Origin of the sequence: Austwickia chelonae (assembly GCF_003391095.1) — a bacterium.
Lineage (GTDB): Bacteria > Actinomycetota > Actinomycetes > Actinomycetales > Dermatophilaceae > Austwickia > Austwickia chelonae_A.
Genome location: NZ_CP031447.1, coordinates 2,087,588 through 2,106,139, shown reverse-complemented (window position 1 = coordinate 2,106,139; position 18,552 = coordinate 2,087,588). Strand labels below are relative to the sequence as shown.

General features: G+C 63.9%; 15 protein-coding genes. 12 read left to right on the top strand and 3 right to left on the bottom strand.

Annotated features, from left to right (window positions below; all coding sequences use genetic code 11):
* Nucleotide 1 precedes the first annotated feature (1 nt).
* A complete protein-coding gene (locus tag DX923_RS09200) occupies nt 2-712 on the bottom strand; it encodes a DUF1003 domain-containing protein (RefSeq protein ID WP_116114308.1) in 711 nt (236 codons plus the stop codon).
* Nucleotides 705-1,973 carry a magnesium transporter MgtE N-terminal domain-containing protein gene (locus DX923_RS09195; protein WP_240322581.1) on the bottom strand — a complete coding sequence of 423 codons (1,269 nt, stop codon included), beginning with the start codon at nt 1,971-1,973 and terminating at the stop codon, nt 705-707. The genes DX923_RS09200 and DX923_RS09195 overlap by 8 nt, the downstream gene beginning before the upstream one ends.
* Before the next feature lie 207 nt (nt 1,974-2,180).
* Here DX923_RS09195 and DX923_RS09190 point away from each other — a divergent pair, with 207 nt between their 5' ends.
* The 12 genes from DX923_RS09190 (at nt 2,181) to DX923_RS09135 (ending at nt 16,811) form a co-directional block, all read left to right on the top strand.
* Entirely contained in the window at nt 2,181-3,290 is a 1,110-nt protein-coding gene (locus DX923_RS09190) for an HpcH/HpaI aldolase/citrate lyase family protein (protein WP_116114305.1), read from the top strand.
* A gap of 5 nt (nt 3,291-3,295) precedes the next feature.
* Nucleotides 3,296-4,168: an HpcH/HpaI aldolase/citrate lyase family protein gene (locus tag DX923_RS09185; protein WP_205413014.1), complete on the top strand. Its 873-nt coding sequence runs from the start codon at nt 3,296-3,298 to the stop codon at nt 4,166-4,168.
* Between the two features lie 295 nt (nt 4,169-4,463).
* Nucleotides 4,464-6,131, top strand: coding sequence for a CocE/NonD family hydrolase (locus DX923_RS09180; protein WP_116114303.1), 1,668 nt, complete (start codon nt 4,464-4,466; stop codon nt 6,129-6,131).
* A gap of 93 nt (nt 6,132-6,224) precedes the next feature.
* Nucleotides 6,225-6,638: a GntR family transcriptional regulator gene (locus tag DX923_RS09175; protein ID WP_240322580.1), complete on the top strand. Its 414-nt coding sequence runs from the start codon at nt 6,225-6,227 to the stop codon at nt 6,636-6,638.
* Between the two features lie 436 nt (nt 6,639-7,074).
* Nucleotides 7,075-8,010, top strand: coding sequence for a sulfite exporter TauE/SafE family protein (locus DX923_RS09170; RefSeq protein WP_116114299.1), 936 nt, complete (start codon nt 7,075-7,077; stop codon nt 8,008-8,010).
* Nucleotides 8,007-9,005 carry an ornithine cyclodeaminase family protein gene (locus DX923_RS09165; RefSeq protein WP_116114297.1) on the top strand — a complete coding sequence of 333 codons (999 nt, stop codon included), beginning with the start codon at nt 8,007-8,009 and terminating at the stop codon, nt 9,003-9,005. Before DX923_RS09170 ends, DX923_RS09165 begins: the two co-directional genes overlap by 4 nt.
* A 280-nt stretch (nt 9,006-9,285) precedes the next feature.
* Nucleotides 9,286-10,206, top strand: a complete 921-nt coding sequence (locus DX923_RS09160) for a CPBP family intramembrane glutamic endopeptidase (protein ID WP_162872886.1) — start codon at nt 9,286-9,288, stop codon at nt 10,204-10,206.
* 262 nt (nt 10,207-10,468) lie between these two features.
* Nucleotides 10,469-11,665: an acyl-CoA dehydrogenase family protein gene (locus DX923_RS09155; RefSeq protein ID WP_116114293.1), complete on the top strand. Its 1,197-nt coding sequence runs from the start codon at nt 10,469-10,471 to the stop codon at nt 11,663-11,665.
* 259 nt (nt 11,666-11,924) lie between these two features.
* Nucleotides 11,925-12,335 carry an META domain-containing protein gene (locus DX923_RS09150; protein ID WP_116114291.1) on the top strand — a complete coding sequence of 137 codons (411 nt, stop codon included), beginning with the start codon at nt 11,925-11,927 and terminating at the stop codon, nt 12,333-12,335.
* 297 nt (nt 12,336-12,632) lie between these two features.
* A complete protein-coding gene (locus DX923_RS16470) occupies nt 12,633-13,484 on the top strand; it encodes a general stress protein (RefSeq protein ID WP_205413013.1) in 852 nt (283 codons plus the stop codon).
* 152 nt (nt 13,485-13,636) lie between these two features.
* Nucleotides 13,637-14,353, top strand: a complete 717-nt coding sequence (locus DX923_RS09140; RefSeq protein WP_116114290.1) for an ABC transporter ATP-binding protein — start codon at nt 13,637-13,639, stop codon at nt 14,351-14,353.
* 1 nt (nt 14,354) lies between these two features.
* Nucleotides 14,355-16,811 carry an ABC transporter permease gene (locus DX923_RS09135; RefSeq protein ID WP_162872885.1) on the top strand — a complete coding sequence of 819 codons (2,457 nt, stop codon included), beginning with the start codon at nt 14,355-14,357 and terminating at the stop codon, nt 16,809-16,811.
* A 97-nt stretch (nt 16,812-16,908) separates the two neighbouring features.
* Here DX923_RS09135 and DX923_RS09130 read toward each other — a convergent pair whose 3' ends face one another.
* On the bottom strand, nt 16,909-18,414 hold the full coding sequence (locus DX923_RS09130; RefSeq protein WP_162872884.1) for an aminopeptidase P family protein: 1,506 nt from the start codon (nt 18,412-18,414) through the stop codon (nt 16,909-16,911).
* Nucleotides 18,415-18,552: the final 138 nt, after the last annotated feature.

Here is an 18,552-nt window from a genome sequence, read left to right as displayed (position 1 = left end):
CTTATCGGCCATCGGGGCTGTCCTCCTGCCCGGGCCGACGCTCTCCTGCGAGGAGTGCCCGTGCCTGATCGGCCATCGGGTCGTGCTCCGACGATCGGGCGGAGGACAGCTTGCTGCGACGCTGTTTCTCCCTGGTCGAGGACTTCAGCTGTCGCGCTCGACGGGGGACGACAGGCGGCGGAGGTGGCGGTGCCGGGGTCGGCTCTGGGTTCGAGGCTGAGGGTTGCTCCTTGAGCTCTTCGAGGAGGTCGCGTAGCTCTGAGCGGAGGTAGTCGCGAGTGGCAATGTCCCGCATGGCGATCCGTAGGGCCGCGACTTCACGGGTCAGATATTCGGTGTCGGCGAGATTACGTTCGTCGCGGGCGCGGTCCTGTTCGAGCGCGACTCGGTCGCGGTCGTCCTGCCGGTTCTGCGCCAGCAGGATCAACGGCGCAGCGTAGGAGGCCTGGGTGGAGAAGAAGAGATTCAGCAGGATGAAGGGATAGGGGTCGAACTGCAGACCGAAGATCCCGACCAGGTTGATGATGACCCAGGCGATCACGAAGATCGTCATCCACACCAGGAAGCGGGCCGTACCCATGAAGCGGGCGAACTTCTCGGCGAAGACGCCGAACCGGTCGCTGTCCAGGGATAACCGCGGCCAGGGGAAGGACCGGGAGCCCACTTCACGGGGCTGGTCGAGACGGAAGGGGTCGCGGCGGCTCTCAGTCATCGGTCACCTCGTGGCGTTCTTCGCGCCAGTCATCCGGTAGCAGATGATCCAGCAGGTCGTCGACGGTCACTGCGCCGAGGAGATGTCCTTCCTCGTCCACCACCGGGACCGACACATTGTTGTACGTCGCCATCTCACGGGTGATCGTGCCGATGGAAGCATCCGGTCGGATCGGCTCGACGCTCTTGTCGAGGATGGAACCCACCGCGCCGTGAGGTGGTTCGCGTAACAGCCGTTGGATATGGACCATCCCCAGATATCGTCCGGTCGGTGTCTCCAACGGGGAACGACAGACGAAGACGGTGGCCGCGGTGGCCGGTGAGATCTCTGCTCTGCGGACGACGGCCAAGGCTTCGGCGATGGTGGCTTCAGGGGGGAGAACGACCGGTTCGGTGGTCATGAGCCCGCCGGCAGTGTCCTCGTCGTACTCCAACAAACGCCGTAGGTCGGCGGCCTCGTCGGGTTCCATCAGTTGGAGGTAACGCTCCTGGGCCTCCGGGGTCAGCTCGGAGAGCAGATCGGCGGCGTCATCGGGTTGCATCGCCTCCAGGACGTCTGCGGCCCGGTCGGACTCCAGCGCCGCCAGGATCTCCACCTGGTCGTCCTCAGGCAGTTCTTCGAGGATGTCGGCGAGTTTCTCGTCGTCGAGGGCAGCAGCGACCTGTACCCGGCGGGTCGGTTGCAGATCGTGGATGAGCTCGGCGAGGTCGGCGGCCTTCAGGTCGTCGTAGTTCTCCAGGAGTTTGTCCGCGCCTTGCGCGGAATCGACCGTCAGCAGGCCGACGACGTCCTCGATCGGCACCATCAACGTCTCTCCACGACGTCGCCGTAGACCGAAACGGTGGTACTCCGGTTCTCCCTTACGGACGAAGGCCTTCACCACCGACCAGTCGCGGGCACCTTCCCGCTGCACGGCGATGTCCTCGACGATCGCACGGTAGTCGCCCTCGGGATCGCGCACCGTGATCGCCCGATCGAAGACCTCGGCCAACACGAGGGTCTCATTGGGACGTTGCTCGAAACGACGCATGTTGACCAGGCCCGTGGTGACCACTTGTCCGCCTTCGACACTGGTCACCCGGGTCATCGGAACGAAGACCCGCCGACGGCCGGGAACCTCCACGGCCAGACCGATGACACGGGGGCGGCGGCGGGTCGGGCTGATGGTGACGACGACGTCCCGAACCCGACCCACTTGATCACCGAGCGGGTCGAAGACGCTGAGATTGGCCAGGCGGCTTACGAACACACGACTCGTCACGGGATGAGGCTACCGTCCAGGATTGTGAACGGACTGGGAGGAATCGTCCGTTTTCCGTGGAGTCATCTTCTGCGGGTGAGCGTCCAGCACACAGCGTGAAGGCCGTCACAATCTGCAGCCGCGAACGAGGGAGCCTGCGTTGCTAGCGTCGACACGGACGAGACCTGGTCCCAGGGTCGTTCGAACCACGTCTCCCAGGAGGTTGCCGTGCGCAGCGCCAAGGATTTCTTCGCCCCGCTCGCCGTCGGAGCGCCGGCTCCTTCGCGGACGATCCCGGCCCGGCCGAGCCGAGCGATCCACTTCTTCGATCCGTCCAACGAGAAAATGGTTGCCAAGGTCCCGGGCATGGTCGGCACGGTCGATGTCCTGCTCGGTAACCTCGAGGACGCGGTCAAGGCGGAGAACAAGGAGAAAGCTCGTGAAGGTCTGGTCCGGATCGCCCGGGACATCGACTTCGGTGCGACCCAGCTGTGGACCAGGCTCAATGCTCTGGACAGCCCGTGGTTCCTCGACGACATCACCACTCTGATCGCACGGATCGGCGACAAACTCGACGTCGTCATGATCCCGAAGGTGCAGGGCGCCGAGGACATCCACTATGTCGACCGGTTGCTCGCCCAGCTGGAGGCCAAGGCCGGATTGACCCGCCCTGTCCTGGTGCACGCCATTCTGGAGACGGCTCGCGGCGTGGCCAATGTCGAACAGATCTGCGGGGCCTCTCCGCGGATGCAGGGCATCTCCCTGGGGCCCGCCGATCTTGCCGCCGACCGGCGGATGAAGACCACCAGGGTCGGTGGCGGACATCCCGGCTACCTGGTCCGTCAGGACGCGGACAGGGGCGCGGACGGCAGGTACGACATCCAGGGGGAGGACCGGCCGCGGACGACCTACCAGCAGGATCTGTGGCATTACACCATCGCCCGTATGGTCGATGCCTGCGCCATGCACGGTATCTACGCCTACTACGGCCCCTATGGCGACATCACCGATGTCGTCGGCTGCGAGGACCAGTTCCGCAATGCCTTCCTTCTCGGCTGCGTCGGCACCTGGACCTTGCACCCCACACAGATCGAGATCGCTCGCCGTGTGTTCAGCCCGGCCGCTGCGGACGTAGAACATGCCTACGAGGTCGTCACCGCGATGGGGGACGGCACCGGGGCGGTGATGGTGGACGGCAAGATGGAGGACGACGCCTCCTGCAAGCAGTGCCTCGTGGTGGTCGAACTCGCTGAGCAGCTGGCGCGGATCGATCCGGAGCTGCAGGAGACGTACGCCGCGGCCAGGCAGGCTGCCCAGGACAAGACCGCAGGGAAGTGACGACGATGATCGACGAACAGTTCCGCCCTCGCCGTTCCGTGCTCTACATGCCGAGTTCGAATGCTCGCGCACTGGAGAAGGCCAAGTCGATCCCCTGCGACGGGATCATCCTCGACCTGGAGGATGCCGTCGCCCCCGAGACGAAGGAAGAGGCGCGTGCTGCGGCCTGCGCCGCAGTACGTTCCGGAGAATACGGACGTCGTGAGTTGATCATCCGGGTCAACGGTCTGGAGACCCGGTGGCACGACGAGGACATGGCGGCAGCCTGCCAGGCCGGGCCGGATGCTATCGCGGTGCCGAAGGTCTCCTCCGCTCAGGAGGTCCTCGCTCTGGTGGCGACGATGGAGAAATACGGCGCTCCGGAACGAATGATGTTGTGGGCGATGATCGAGACTCCCGTGGGGGTCACCAGCTGCGCGGACATCGCTGCTGCGTCCGACCGGTTGACCGTCCTGGTCATGGGCACGAACGATCTGGTCAAAGAGTTGCGTGCCGAGCATGTTCCGGGCCGTGAGCCTCTTCGTGCCGGCTTGCAGCTGTGCCTGCTGGCGGCTCGGGCGGCAGGGAAAATCGTCCTGGACGGTGTCTACAACGAGGTGAAGGACCTCGCAGGGTTCGAGGAGGAATGTGCGCAGGGACGTCAATGGGGTTTCGACGGGAAGACCCTGATCCATCCCGGCCAGGTTGCGGGGGCGAATGCTGTCTTCGCGCCGAGCGAATCGGCCGTCGAGGAGGCTCGGGGAATCCTTGAGGCCTGGGAGGACGGTCAGGGGTCGGGAGTCGTCACCTATCGGGGGCGGATGATCGAGAACCTGCATGTCGAGTCGGCGCAGCGGGCGCTCGCGATGCATGAGGCGATCCGGGCTTTGGGGGACTGAGTCGGGCTGCAGCCGATGTCCAGGGGTCGCCCGTCTTCACTGACGGGCGACCCCTGGACGTTTGTGAGGCAAGGAAATTCGGGGCGAAGCCATCTTGAGTACAGGGTATTAACATAATGAAAAGTTGTTGAAAGCGCAGGTAGTCACGTGTTTTCTGTTGCTTTGGGTGTGAAAATCCGCCTTCGGGTGGATGTTCACCGACCTTCGTCCGCATTGTTACGGCCTCGGGGATCTGCGTGAGTTGATCGAGCAGTAGCGTCCTTGACACCCCCGTCTCTATCGAAGGGAATATTTAGTGTCGAATCGCTCTGCGTCTGTCGGCATCATCACCACCATCGCCGCTGTCGTGGCTCTCACCACGCCCGCTGTCGCCACAGCGGCCCCTCTTCAGGAGAAGAGCTTCCCGGCTGGAGCCGCGGTCGATGTGGTGGCGAAGCACGAAGGTGCGCTGCCCACCAGCAAGGAACCGGTGAGCATCACCGCCCACGACGGTGTCAAACTGTCCGCATACCTGCTCAGACCGACGACCAAGGGGAAATTCCCGGTCGTGGTGATGCCTGGCAGCTGGAGCATGAACCGCTCCGAATACCTCGTCAAGGCCAAGGAGATGGCTGCGCGAGGGTTCATCGTGGTCTCGTACACCAGCCGGGGATTCTGGGAGTCCGGCGGCCAGATCGACATCATGGGCGAGGACACCCAACGGGACGTCAGCGACGTCATCGACTATGCCCTTAAACAACCCGGAGCCGACAGCGCCAAGGTCGGTGTGGTGGGTATTTCCTACGGTGGAGGCGCAGGGCTGCTGGCCGCCGCCCGTGATCGTCGGGTCAAGGCGGTGTCCTCGATGTCCGGCTTCGCCGACCTGAAGGAGTCCTTCTACCCGAACAAGACGATCAGCTCGTCCGCGATGAGCCTGCTCGTGAAGCTCGGAAGTATGACGGGCCGGCCCGCACCGGTCCTGAAAGAGGCGCAAGCGAAGCTGGAGGCTCTCGACATCCCGGCGGCCGAGGCCTTCCTGGAGAAGCTGTCTGCGACCAGGTCGGCGTCCAACAAGGTCAAGGAGATCAATGCCAATGGTGCGGCGATCCTGATTGCCCATGGCACCGATGACAGCTTCTTCCCGGTCAACACGATGACCGACTTCTACGACCGGCTGACAGTGCCCAAGCGCATGTTGCTGGCCGGCGGTGATCACGCGATCCCTGATATCCCTGGGCTGATCGGCTTGCCGAGTGATTCCTGGGAGACCACCTTGGCGTGGATGGATCACCACCTTCGTGGAGTCGCCAACGGGGTGAACACCGAGCCGCCTGCAGAAGCAATCCTGGCCAATACGCGCAAGGGGAGGTCTGCGAAGACGGTGAAGGGGCTGGTTCGTCAGCAATCGGTGAGTTATCTGACCGGAGTGAACGGGGACGATCGCCAACCCACCGGGGCGCTGGTCGGCAAGCCGTCGAGCGGTTGGAACTCCTCGATCTACACCGGCAAAGGAACGGTGGCGGACTCCGGCACGCTGCTGATCAGCGGGGCTCTTCAGGGCATTGCCCAGTTGCCTCCGCTGGCGTCGATGCCCTTGGTCGATCGCACGGCCGGTGGTGTGTGGCTCGGGGAGCCTCTGCAGAAGGGGGCCGTGGTGGCCGGGGCTCCGACGGTGAAAATGACCGTCACTCCGACGAAGCCGAATACGACGCTCTTCTTCTACTTGTACGACGTCGACAAAGCGGGGATGGGCGGGCTGATCACAGCACATCCGTACACCTTGTGGGGAGCAACTCCGGGTAAGCCGCAGACGATCACGGTGCGCATGTCCGCAGAGCACTGGGAGATCAAGAACGGTCATCGTTTCGGTCTGGTCGTGGACACCAAGGACCCACGTTGGCATTCCTCGTCGGTCGAGGGCGGAGCGGTGACCTTCTCTTCACCCAAGGGTGCGGAGTCGTCGTTGACGGTCCCGCTGGGCTGACTCCTCGGATGACGTCCGCCCGTTCCGCTGTTCGGCCGGAACGGGCGGACGCTGCTGTCTCTCGGGTCGGCCGAGGTGGGATCCGCGGGTCCGGTGAGCGCCCAGGATAGATTGTCGGATGTGATGATCACCTTCGATCCCGAATCGTCGGTCGCTCCCTATGCGCAGATCCGGGATCAGGTGGTCGAGGGAATCACTGGTGGAGAGCTGTGCGCTGGTGCGCGCCTTCCCACCGTGCGAGGGCTGGCAGCTGAACTTGGCCTGGCGGTGAACACGGTGGCCAAAGCGTACAAACAGCTGGAGGCCGAGGGGCATGTCGTGACCCGAGGGCGCAATGGCACGGTGGTCTTGCCGTGCAGAGTGGGTGTGAGGGGCGCACCGGTGGTCGGTGGAGGGGCCGGCGGCAGCGGCGAAGTCCACGTGGCTGCAGGGAATCTTGCTCGAGCTGCCCAAAGGCAGGGGCTGAGCCTGTCGGAGACGATCGGGTTGCTGCGTCAGCTGTGGTGATGTCGACGGATTCTTTGCTATTGATTGCTGCGTCGGTCGAATGTTCCGGTCAGGACTTTGGGCCTTAATGTGTGCATTTTTCTCGGGTTGAGCGAGCTGAGTGAGTGTTCATGTTTCCTGCCGGGCCCCGAGAATCAGGTGATCTGAGTCATGTACGATTTAGGGGAGGCTTGCGGGTGAGATGTTTTTGCCGGTCGGATTTCTCTGCACCGTTGATGATTCATATATGTGATGGAATGTCGCGCGGCGTCGGGAGAGGCCTGCCTTTCGCGTTCAACCGTCAAGTCTTTTGTCTCATGTTAATTTTTGCTCAGTGATCCCCAAACCGGAATGGCAATGAGGCCTATCAAATGCCTCGTCCATATGATTTTTGGGGCAATGGTGAGTGCGCTTGGGGATATTCGTGCATATCCTTTCTCTTTACTGGAGAATTACCATGCTCACTGTCATCTTGACGTTGATTGTCCTGGTCAATCTTGTTTTCGTCCTGGCGCTGATCAAGGACCTTCATCGGCACCGTCATCAAGTGTGGGAAGAGCCGGGTAGCCGGCCTGCCATGGCGGTGTCCCAGGCGGTCATCTACTTCTTCGCGTCCTTCGGGATCTCTGACTTCGCCATCGGCTCCGCGCTCTATCCCAAGGCGAAATGGATTGCTGATCGGAAGCTCCCCGGAACGTTGAATGCGGCCTGCGTGATCCCGGTCGCAGTGATGGCCTTGGCGTACATCACCTCCATCGAGGTCGATCTGATGACTCTCGGCCTGGCGGTTGTCGCCCAGGTCATCGGCGCCTTCTTCGGTGCTCCTGTGGTCGCGAAGCTTCCTTCGCGGGTCATCAAAGGGGGCATCGTCGTCGGCCTGCTGGTTGCTGCTGGGTTCATCCTCATGGGCAAGTTCGGGCTCTCCCCGACCGGAGGTGAGGCGACCGGCCTCACCGGGGGGAAACTCTTCGCCCTGGGAGTTCTCTCCCTGCTCTACGGTGCGCTCAACAACATCGGTATCGGGTCTTTCGCGCTCACCATGGCCACCGTCCACTCCCTGGGGATGGATGCGCGGGTTGCTCTGCCGATCATGATGGCCGCATGTACCTTCTCGGTGCCGATCGGATCGGTGCAATTCATCCGACATGATGCTTACGCTCGCAAATTGACCCTTTTCTCGGCGGTCTTCGGCAGCGTGGGCGTGCTGATCGCGGTCTTCCTGGTGAAGAGCCTGGACGTGTCGGCGCTGCAATGGGTCGTCATCGTCGTGATTGCCTACACTGCGACAACCATGCTGTTGGACCTCCTGCGCAAGAAGGAATCCTCTGATGAAGAAGTCGCTGCGGTGACATCTCCTGCCCTTGAGACGAACGAGACGAAGGTCCACGCATGAAGATCACCGCGCTCAACGCCGCCGACATGCAGAGCATCTTCGACATGCGTGCGGCTATTGACGCTGACAAAGAAGCGCTGAAGGCCTATTCGGCGAAGGAGTGCGTGATTCCCCTGCGGATGAACCTGGGGGTTCCCGAGCACGAGGGGCGCAGTCTTTACATGCCGGGATACGTGGCCCCGGAATCGGCATTGGGGATCAAGATCGTCTCGGTCTACCCGCGGAACATCGAACGAGGTCTGACCAATGTCCCGGCCACCATGGTGGTCCTCGACGCCAGCACCGGAATGGTCTGCGGGCTGCTCGACGGCACCTGGCTCACCCAACAGCGCACCGGCGCTGTGGCAGGGGCGGCTACCGAGGTGTTGGCGAGGGAGGACGCCACGGTCTTTGCACTCTTCGGCACGGGAGGGCAGGCCGAATCGCAGTTGGAAGCGGTCCTCACCGTGCGGCCTGGTATCACGGACGTGAGGGTCTACGACCTGTCTGCTGAGCGTGCCGACGACTTCGTCCGTCGGATGACCGAGTGTTGCGCGGATCGGTTCCCGGCCACGATTCGTCGGGTCGACAGCCCGGCAGCGGCCGTCACCGGTGCTGACATCATCACCACGGTCACCACGGCCAATGAGCCGGTCTTCGACGGTTCCCTGGTCGAAGCGGGCACCCATGTCAACGCCGTGGGTTCCTACACCCCACAGATGTGCGAGATGGATCCGGTGGTGTTGTTGGCTGCAGACAAGGTCTACTGTGACACCCCGGATGCACTCGTCGAATCCGGGGATATTCAGATCCCACTGCAGGACGGCCGTTTCGACCTCGCCAAGGTGACCGGGGAGCTCGGGGAGGTTCTCCTGGGGTCGGCGCCGGGCCGTGAGTCCGACGACGAGATCACCTACTTCGAGAGCACCGGTAATGCGGTGCTCGACGTCGTGGTCGCTCAGCGGATCTACGCCGAGGCCATCGCCCAAGGGCGAGGTTGCGCCATCGACCTGTGACCGAATCGTGCGACCGGGACATTTGCGGGTGCTCGGTCGCACGATGAGGGGACATAGCGTGAATACGAATTATTTCGCATATAGCAGGGTGATTTCAGGCCATTGTCTGAATCGGTGACTTTTTGGTGTGGCCGCAGTCAGCGCTGCTGCTCTTTGTCGCATCACTCGTGCTTCGGCCCGCGTGTCCCAGTACTATGAGCACTGCCCTGGCGTAAGCAGCTTTAATTTCTGTGCCGCGCAGCTCGCATAAACAACGATGAAGAGAGAACTGAGATTTCGCATGAAGGCCTCCCCCCCGCGAAAGCAGTACCTGAAGTATCTGAAGCACATCTTCATCTATCTTCTGGTCTACCTGGCCATGACCGGGGCGATGGAAATCATCATCGGCAACCACGTGGTGGGGCAGTTGTTCGGCGCCCGACCCAAGTCGTCCGAGGTCTACGACAATGCGATGAACCAGCTCGGGGACTTCGCCGCCAATGTCCTGACCGCCTTGGCGCTGATCTACACCTACCGGCGCTTGAACCCCGCGGAGGAACGCGGCCCGGGCCTGCCCGGATTTGTCCGTCACCGTCGTGACCTGATCGTCGGGCTGGTCGCCGGCGCGGTGTCGATGATCATCGTCGTGGGCACGATGGTGGTCATCGGCGTGGCGACGATCAACGTCATCACTCCCAGGCTGACCTCCTTGACCATGTTGATCTACCTCCTGAGCGTCGCCTACGAGGAAGAGGTGTTCGTCCGCGGCACCCTCCAGCACACGCTCGCCAAGATCGTGCCACTGGTCTTCGTGATCCTGCTCCCCTCGGTGCTCTTCGGTCTGATCCACCTCCCCAACCCGAATATCACCGTCTTCGCCGTCATCAACATCATTCTGGTCGGAGTGTTCTTCGCCGTGGTCACCTGGATCACGAAGAACCTCTACCTGGCGATCGGATTCCACATCACCTGGAACTGGTTCCAGGCCAGCTTCTTCGGGCTTCCCACCTCAGGAGCCACCTTCGACGGTGACTTCTTCTTCAAGGTCACCGTCGATGAAGGATCCGATTTCCTCACCGGTGGTGTCTTCGGCCCGGAGGCCAGCATCTTGACCACCGTCGCCTTCCTGGTCATGACCGCCGGTGCCTGGGTGATCCACCGTCGACGGGAGCGGCCTGTCGGACGGATCGCGGGACAGCCCGCACATCGTTCCGTCGACTGAAGTGATCCCGGGTGGGCGGTGCGGGACGGTGCAGCCCACCCGGCTCTTCGTGGTTCGTGGTACCGGCAGGGCCCTTCGAGGGGCCAAGGGAGGCCGGGCGGTACGTGTCGATCATCACGGAGCACAGCGGGTCGAGAGTACCTGGTGGAGCGGCATACTCGCGCCGTACGTCACCGTGCGCAGACGTCGTACGGCGGACGAGACGGACGTAGCCGCAGCGTGAATCGACCCGCCGGGTGGACCGGTGTACGAGAGGATGACCATGTCCCGACTGCAACGTACCGAAGGCCTCACCGAGGAACAGGGCGAGCTGATCAAGCTGGTCCGCGAATTCGTCGACGACCGGATCATCCCGGTCGCCACCGAGATGGAACACCGCGACGAATACCCCCAGGCCATCGTCGACGCGATGAAGGAGATCGGGATCTTCGGCCTGATGATCCCCGAGGAGTACGGCGGACTGGGGGAGTCCCTGCTGACCTACGCCCTGTCCGTCGAGGAGATCGCGCGCGGCTGGATGAGCGTCTCCGGGATCATCAACACCCACTTCATCGTGGCCTACATGCTCCTGCAGCACGGCACCGAGGAGCAGAAACAGCGCTACCTGCCGAAGATGGCCACCGGTGAGATCCGGGGATCGTTCTCGATGTCGGAGCCGGGCTGCGGCTCGGACGTCTCCGCCATCAAGTCCAAGGCCGTCAAGGACGGCGACGGGTGGACGATCGACGCCCAGAAGATGTGGCTCACCAACGGCGGATCGTCCAATCTCACCGCCGTCCTGGTCAAGACGGACACCGGAGCCGACAGCGTCTACAAGAACATGACCACCTTCCTGGTGGAGAAGGAACCCGGCTTCGGGCAGACCGCCCCCGGGGTCACCGTGCCCGGCAAGATCGAGAAGATGGGCTACAAGGGCGTCGACACCACCGAACTCGTCCTGGAGAACTATCGGACCACCGACGCCCAGATCCTCGGCGGCGAACCAGGCAAGGGCTTCTACCAGATGATGGACGGCGTCGAGGTCGGCCGGGTCAACGTCGCCGCCCGGGCCTGTGGAGTGGCTCGGCGCGCCTTCGAGTTGGGCATCGCCTACGCCCAGCAGCGGGAGACCTTCGGCAAGAAACTCGTCGATCACCAGGCCGTGCTCTTCCGGCTGGCCGACATGGCCACCAAGGTCGAGGCCGCTCACCAGATGATGGTCATGGCTGCCAAGCTCAAGGACTCCGGCCAGCGCAATGACGTCGAAGCCGGGATGGCCAAGTACCTCGCCGCCGAATACTGCGCCGACGTCGTCGAGCAGTCCTTCCGCATCCACGGTGGCTACGGCTACTCCAAGGAGTACGAGATCGAGCGGCTCTACCGCGAAGCGCCGATGCTGCTCATCGGCGAAGGCACCGCCGAGATCCAGAAGATGATCATCGGACGTTCCCTGGTGAAGGACTACAAGCTCAGGGGATGACCGGCGTGTCGGCCGTGTCGGCCGAGACACTCGAGATGTGGGCACCCGGTGCTCCTGAACACGCACGATAGATACAACAGATCGCCAAGAGCTGGCTGCTTTCTCGAATTAGCTTCTACTGCAACATATTTCCCAAGTTTCTCGTGGTGGCGGTGATAGACATGGCCACGGCGGAAGGGCAGCAGGTCAGTGCCGATAGTGATCTCCTGCCGTCCTTCTCGTCGCCAGTCGACACCAAAGACAGAAAGGGAAAAGACCGATGCGTCTTCGTACCCGTACCGGCGGTGGGGTCCTCACCGGTGCTATCGCCACATTCGCTGCGCTCACCATGGCCCTGGCCCCCGCAGCGACCGCTGCCCAACCCGGTATCGCCGGACCGCAGTGGAACCTGCAGAACGCTGCCGCCCAGCCCGCCTACTTCCAGATCAGTGGCGACCAGCTCAGCGGAGCAGGCCCGTGCAATACCATCAACGCCCGCGCTGTCGTCCAAGACGACCGGATCACCTTCGACACCGTGGTCACCACCCGGGCCGCCTGCCATGGCGCCGAAGCCCAGGCCGAACAGCAGCTTTTCAGAGCACTTTCCGAAGGGCAGGCCCAATACCGACTCAACGGCAACACCCTGACCCTCACCCGCGACAGCGGAACAACGGCCTTCGTCGCCCGCTGAACGACGTCATCCCTCGCTGAGATCATCGGCACAGATCCATTCCGATGACCCACTGTGCCCCGGTCGGTGCGACGATGGTCCACACCGACCGGGGCACAGCCCTGCCCCGGCATCATCACCGGACACGAGCGCCGCCGCCGAGAAGAACACCCGACATCGAGCAGGAATGCTCACACAGCCGATGACGTTGTCCATCGACTAGCGTGATGCGCTCCAGCGGGTCGCACCGCGAGTCCGGTATACCAGTCGAGGAAGTGAACCGACATGACCCAGCCCGGTGGGCAGCCGAGGATCCCGATGAGCAGTCTGCAACTGCAACATCCGGTCAGCCTCCAGGTGTTCGAAGAGTACGAACAAGCCCAACGCGCGGTCGACTACCTGTCCGACCGGGAATTCCCCGTCGAGAACATGATGATCGTCGGCACTGATCTCAAACAGGTCGAACGGGTCACCGGACGACTCACCGGCGGCAGGGTCCTGGCCTCCGGAGCCGGATCCGGAGCCTGGATGGGCATGTTCTTCGGCTCCTTGATGTGGCTCTTCGTCGAGGGAGCCGGACCCGGGCAGTTCCTCACCGCCGTCCTCGTCGGCGCGGTCTTCGGGATGATCTGGGCCGTCATCGCCTACCGTTTCAGCGGCGGAGCCCGCGACTTCACCTCGGTCTCCCAAGTGGTCGCCACCCGGTACGAGGTGCTGGTAGAACATCACCTCATCGAAGACGCCCGCCGGCTGATGGAAGAAATGCGCCAAGGTGTGCCCGGCGGTACTGGAACACCCCCGGTTTCTCCGAATGCCCCGCAAGCACCCGGGCCTTGGGGATCCGGGCAACAACCGACCCAGGACGCTGACAACACCCAGCACCCAGCACAGCATGCTTGGGGCGCGCCGCAGGCTTCCCCAGCAGCGCCTACACCCGAACCGGAACCTGCGACCCAACCGAAATACCGGACCTACGGCGAGGCGCTGGACGCTCAACGCGCCGAACGCGAGGCCCGTGAACAAGCCGGGAAACAGCCGCCCACCGCGACGACCCTCATGCCGCAGAAACCCCCGGCTCCACCGACCACCGCGCTACCCCAGAACGCCGACGGACAGGAAAGCTCCGGAGCAGCGGCACCCGAAGGGAAAACGGATAAGAAGGACGCCTGACCGGGCCTCTTGATCCATCGCGAGGACGAGGGGGTACATCGCCGGGTGTACCTCAGGATCATCCTGCCGCCAGATTCGCCGGAGCAGGCCACTCCGTAGCGTCATGTAGGGCGATTTTCGCAGCCCTTGACGCTACGGAGGAGAACTTGACCATGGATCCCGCCCTGCTAGGCAGTCGGCCAGCCGTCCGCGCCGTGCAGCTCACCAAGCTGTACGGCACCGGACAGATGAGCGTCACCGCGCTCGACCGGATCGACGTCGAGATCTACGCAGGCGACTTCACCGCCATCATGGGCCCTTCAGGATCGGGCAAGTCGACCCTCATGCACGTCACCGCAGGCCTCGACGAAGCCACCTCCGGGCGGTCCTGGATCGGCGACGTCGACATCACCCGGCTGTCCGACAACGAACTGACCCGGCTACGCCGCGACCGGATCGGATTCGTCTTCCAAGCCTTCAACCTGATGCCGACCCTCGACGCGCGTGCCAACATCCTCCTCCCGCTCAAACTGGCCGGACGCCCGGTGGACCAGGAGTGGTTCGATCAGGTGGTCACCGTCCTGGGTGTCGGGGACCGGCTGCGGCACCGGCCTGCAGAGATGTCCGGAGGACAGCAGCAACGCATCGCGATCGCCCGTGCCCTCGTCAGCAAACCCGCGGTGATCTTCGCCGACGAGCCCACCGGTGCACTCGACTCCGCTTCCGGCGACGCGATTCTCGACTTCCTGTCGCACAGCGTCCGTGAGCTGGGACAGACCGTGGTCATGGTCACCCACGACGACCATGCCGCGTCCTATGCCGACCGGGTCATCACCCTCACCGACGGGCGGATCGTCGCCGACGACCTTCGTACTCGGATCGGAGGTTGAGATGCTGACCCAGCCCCGTCGGCTCGCTTCTGCGGCCCTGGCCGTCGTCCTCGGGGTCACCTTCGTAGCGGTGGCACTCTTCCTGGGCAACGGGATCCGCTTCTCCATGGAACGAGGGATCGTCGGCGACCTCTCCGAGGCCACCGTCGTGATCACCAAGAAAGACCGCGGTGGGGGATCGAGCAGTTCGTCGATCCCCGAGTCCTATGTCACCGCCGTCCGCAGTCTTCCCGGGGTCACCGGGGTGAAAGCGACTGCTGAACAGATTTTCTTCCAGGACCTCGGCGGACATCGTCAATCGATCACAGTGCGTACCTTCCTTCCCGAGAGCACCGGCCGGATTTCTGCAGGACGGCAACCTCAGAAGTCCGGCGAGATCGTGATGACCGCAGCGATGGCTTCAGCCCGGTCCATCGGGGTGGGGCAGGAGATCCGCTTCAGCCACGGAGGGGATGCCCCTACGGTCCGGGGCAAGGTCGTCGGCGTGGTCGACCCCGACCCGAGCGGTTCCGGATCGGCCCGTGAAATGGTCTTCGCGCTCGGCACCGATATCGCTGAGTGGACAGGCAACAGCGGCGTGGACGAAGTCCACCTCGTCGCGCCTGGCACCGATGCCGAGACCCTGCGGGCCGGTGCAGCAGCGTTGCCAGGCGGGCAAGCCCTGACCGTTCGGACCAAGGAAGGCGAGAGCGCGCATCGGATCGGTGAATCGAAGGCCATGGTCGGGGTGGCCACGAACCTGTTCCTGGGTTTCGCCGGCATCTCGGTGGTCGTCAGTGGAATCGTCATCGCCAACACCTTCTCCATCCTGGTGCTCCAACGGGTGCGTGAACTGGCGCTCCTACGCTGCGTGGGCGCGACCCGCCGACAGGTTTTCCGATCGGTACTCCGCGAGGCCGTGGTCCTCTCCCTCGTGGCCTCCGCCGGGGGAGTCGCCCTCGGTGCGGCTCTCGTCACGCTCCTCGCCGCACTGAGCGAAGGAACCTCGATGGCCTTGGGCTCCCAGTGGGTGACACCGACCGCGATCATCGTTCCGATGCTGGTCGGCACGGTGGTCACCACTTTCGCTGCGATCGTGCCGGCCCGTCGGGCCACCCGCGTGGCACCGATGGCCGCATTACGTCCCGAATTCGCTCCGTTGACGAAGACCCGGGCCGGGCGGGTCCGGATCCTGCTCGGCTCGCTCACCTTCCTGGTCGGAACCACCGCGCTGGTGCTCTTCTCCCTGGCACATACCGTCGTTCCGGCGATGGCCGGTGGCGCTCTGTCCGTCATCGGAGTTGTCATGCTGGGCAGCGTGATCGTCCCGCCGCTGGCCGGCCTGCTCGGTGTTCTGCCAGCTCGGATCGCGGGACTACCCGGTCGGCTCGCCGTCGAGAACTCCCGCCGGAACCCGGCCCGGGCCGGATCCACCGCGAGCGCCCTGTTCGTAGGGGTCACCCTGATCACCATGATGAGTGTCGCGGCCGAGAGCGGGCAGGCCAGCATCGCCCAGGAACTCGACCGCCGCGCTCCCGTCGACGCGCTGATCACCTTTGAAGGAGACCTGACCGGTCAGGTCCTCGACAAGGTGAAACAGACCTCAGGGGTCGCGGCGGTAGGCCGTCAAGGCCGGGGGCAGGTGACGGTGACCTCGGCGGACCCGGCACAGACCTTCGAGCTCAAACGTGAAGCTGACGGGCTGGGGCCTGACGCCGAGAAGGCGATCCGCTACCGCGGTTTCGTCGAAGGGCTCAACCAGGACACGGTGCTGCTCAACGCGAAGGATCATCCGGAGGTGCGCGACGGCGCGAAAGTCGTCGTGACCGGCCCAGGAGGAGCCAAGATCAGCCTGCGCGCGGTGGCCAGGCCGGACGGCCCCCCAACGCCGACCCTCACCCTGGAGAACCTGCGCAAGGTCGACCCCACGGCCCGGAACGCGATTGCTGTGCGGCTGGCCGATGGGCAGAACCCGGCCAAGTCAGTCGGGACACTCTCGTCTTCGGTGTCCGGTGTTCAAGCCCAGGTGGGTGGAGCCATAGCGGCGCGGGCCGAGATGGAGAGGACGACGCAGAAGGTGCTTTACGTTGTGACCGGTCTACTCGCAGTGGCCGTGGTCATCGCGCTGGTCGGTGTCGGGAACACCCTGGGGCTCTCTGTTCTGGAGCGGACTCGTGAATCAGGGCTGTTGCGGGCGCTCGGGGTGACCCGTCGGCAGGCGAGGAGGATGCTCGGTATCGAGGCCTTGATCCTTGCCGCCGTCGGAACGACCTTGGGTATCGCTGTCGGAATCGGCTACGGAGCGGCTGCGGTTGAGGCCATGCTGGGCAAGAACATCGCCTCGATCGTGGTTGTCGTGCCCTGGGAGAGATTAGTACTGGTCACGGCGGTGGCTTTGGTGGCCGGATGGACGGCATCGGTGGTTCCTGGCCGTCGTTCGGCGAAGATCTCCCCGAGTTCGGCGCTGGCCACCGAATGAGCAAGCTGCGTCGGGGTGACCGGGCTGTGGACAGCTCAGGTCGCCCCGACGCGGTTGATTCCCCGGTGGGGACTTGGGGGAATCGATCAAGGTAGTTTCAAGGCAGGAGTTTCGCCAGCCAGGCCTCCACCTCGTCGACCTGCGAGGGCAGGTGCGGGCTGAGTATCTCGCATCCCTCCTCGGTGACCAGGACGTCATCCTCGATCCGGACACCGATACCCCGCAGCTCTTCGGGAACCAGCAGGTCGTCCTCCTTGAAGTACAGACCGGGTTCCACGGTGAGGATCATCCCGGGACGTAGCTCGGCGTCCATGTAGTCCTCCCGGAGAGCTCGGGCGCAGTCGTGGACGTCCAGGCCGAGATGGTGGCTGGTACCGTGCACCATCCATCGGCGGTGCCACTGACCGTGCTCCTGGTCGAGGGAATCTTCCACCGTGGTGCCTGCGGGCAGCAGACCCCACTGGTGCAGATGTTCGGCGATCACCCGGATCGCCGCGGCATGGATGTCCTTGAAGCGGTTGCCTGGTCGGATCGCGGCGAAACCGGCGGCTTGTGCGGCATGGACCGCTTCGTACACGCGGCGTTGAGCGGGTGTGAAGGTGCCCGACACCGGCATCGTGCGGGTGATGTCCGCAGTGAACAGCGAGTCCATCTCGACGCCGGCGTCCAGTAACAGCAGATCGCCTTCCTTGACGTCTCCGGTATTGCGGATCCAATGGAGGGTGTTCGCGTGATCGGCGGCGGCGCAGATCGACTCGTAGCCGACGCCATTTCCTTCGTGGCGGGCTGTCCGGTTGAAGGTGCCCTCGATCCACCGCTCACCGCGTCCTCGACGGATCGCCTCGGGGAATTCGGCGACCACGGCTTCGAAGGCACGGGCCGTGGCCGCGCAGGCCTGACGCATCTGATCGATCTCCCAGGAATCCTTCACCAGACGCATCGTCGACAGCACCCGGGCCAACTCCAGGTCGGACTCCTGCGTGCTCTGTGCCGCCTCCTCCGCGGAGACGCCCTCGGTGAGCGCGGTGGCCCGGACCGCATCGACCTGGACCGCCACCTGGTCGTCGGCATCCCGGACGACCCTGACCTGGACGCTACCGACGTCTTTGCCGACCTCGTTCTCGAAGCAGGACAGGTCACGGCATTCCAGGCCCAGCTCGGCCTGTGTCGAGGCCAAGGTCGGACGTGAACCGACCCAGTACTCTCCGTACCTGCTGTCGGTGAAGAATTCTTCGCTGTCCCGGCCGGCCGACGGACGAAAGTACAGGATCGACTCATGTCCGTTCTCGGTCGGCTCCAACACCAGCACCGCGTCCGGCTCCCGGTCGGCACCCAGCCCGGTCAGATGGGCGAAGGCGCTGTGCGGTCGGAACATGTAGTCGCAGTCGTTGCTGCGGACCTTCAGACCTCCAGCCGGGATCACGAGCCGTTCGCCGGGGAAGAAATCGGACAATCGTGCGCGTCGTCGCGCAGCATGGTCGGCGACCTCGGCCCGTTCGGGCAGGGGGTCCTGCGAAGAGGCCCAACCCGAAGAGATATAACGACGGAATGCTTCGGTGGAAGGGATGCCCCGGTGCTCTGCCTTCGTCTGTTTCTCACTCACGAACGCCACTCTGCCATGGCCATATCCATGGCCGCACCAGACGCGGCGAAACGCCCGGAAGTGTTCTTTGAACAGGTGATTTGCGATAGGTGCCCGGCGTCGCTGAATCTGGTCGCACACTGGGCGGGGTGAAAGCGG

Coding starts and splice junctions, on each gene's coding strand:
- DX923_RS09200 (WP_116114308.1), bottom strand. CDS start 712: ATGACTGAGAGCCGCCGCGACCCCTTCCGTCTCGACCAGCCCCGTGAA.
- DX923_RS09185 (WP_205413014.1), top strand. CDS start 3,296: ATGATCGACGAACAGTTCCGCCCTCGCCGTTCCGTGCTCTACATGCCG.
- DX923_RS09170 (WP_116114299.1), top strand. CDS start 7,075: ATGCTCACTGTCATCTTGACGTTGATTGTCCTGGTCAATCTTGTTTTC.
- DX923_RS09165 (WP_116114297.1), top strand. CDS start 8,007: ATGAAGATCACCGCGCTCAACGCCGCCGACATGCAGAGCATCTTCGAC.
- DX923_RS09160 (WP_162872886.1), top strand. CDS start 9,286: ATGAAGGCCTCCCCCCCGCGAAAGCAGTACCTGAAGTATCTGAAGCAC.
- DX923_RS09155 (WP_116114293.1), top strand. CDS start 10,469: ATGTCCCGACTGCAACGTACCGAAGGCCTCACCGAGGAACAGGGCGAG.
- DX923_RS09150 (WP_116114291.1), top strand. CDS start 11,925: ATGCGTCTTCGTACCCGTACCGGCGGTGGGGTCCTCACCGGTGCTATC.
- DX923_RS16470 (WP_205413013.1), top strand. CDS start 12,633: ATGAGCAGTCTGCAACTGCAACATCCGGTCAGCCTCCAGGTGTTCGAA.
- DX923_RS09140 (WP_116114290.1), top strand. CDS start 13,637: ATGGATCCCGCCCTGCTAGGCAGTCGGCCAGCCGTCCGCGCCGTGCAG.
- DX923_RS09135 (WP_162872885.1), top strand. CDS start 14,355: ATGCTGACCCAGCCCCGTCGGCTCGCTTCTGCGGCCCTGGCCGTCGTC.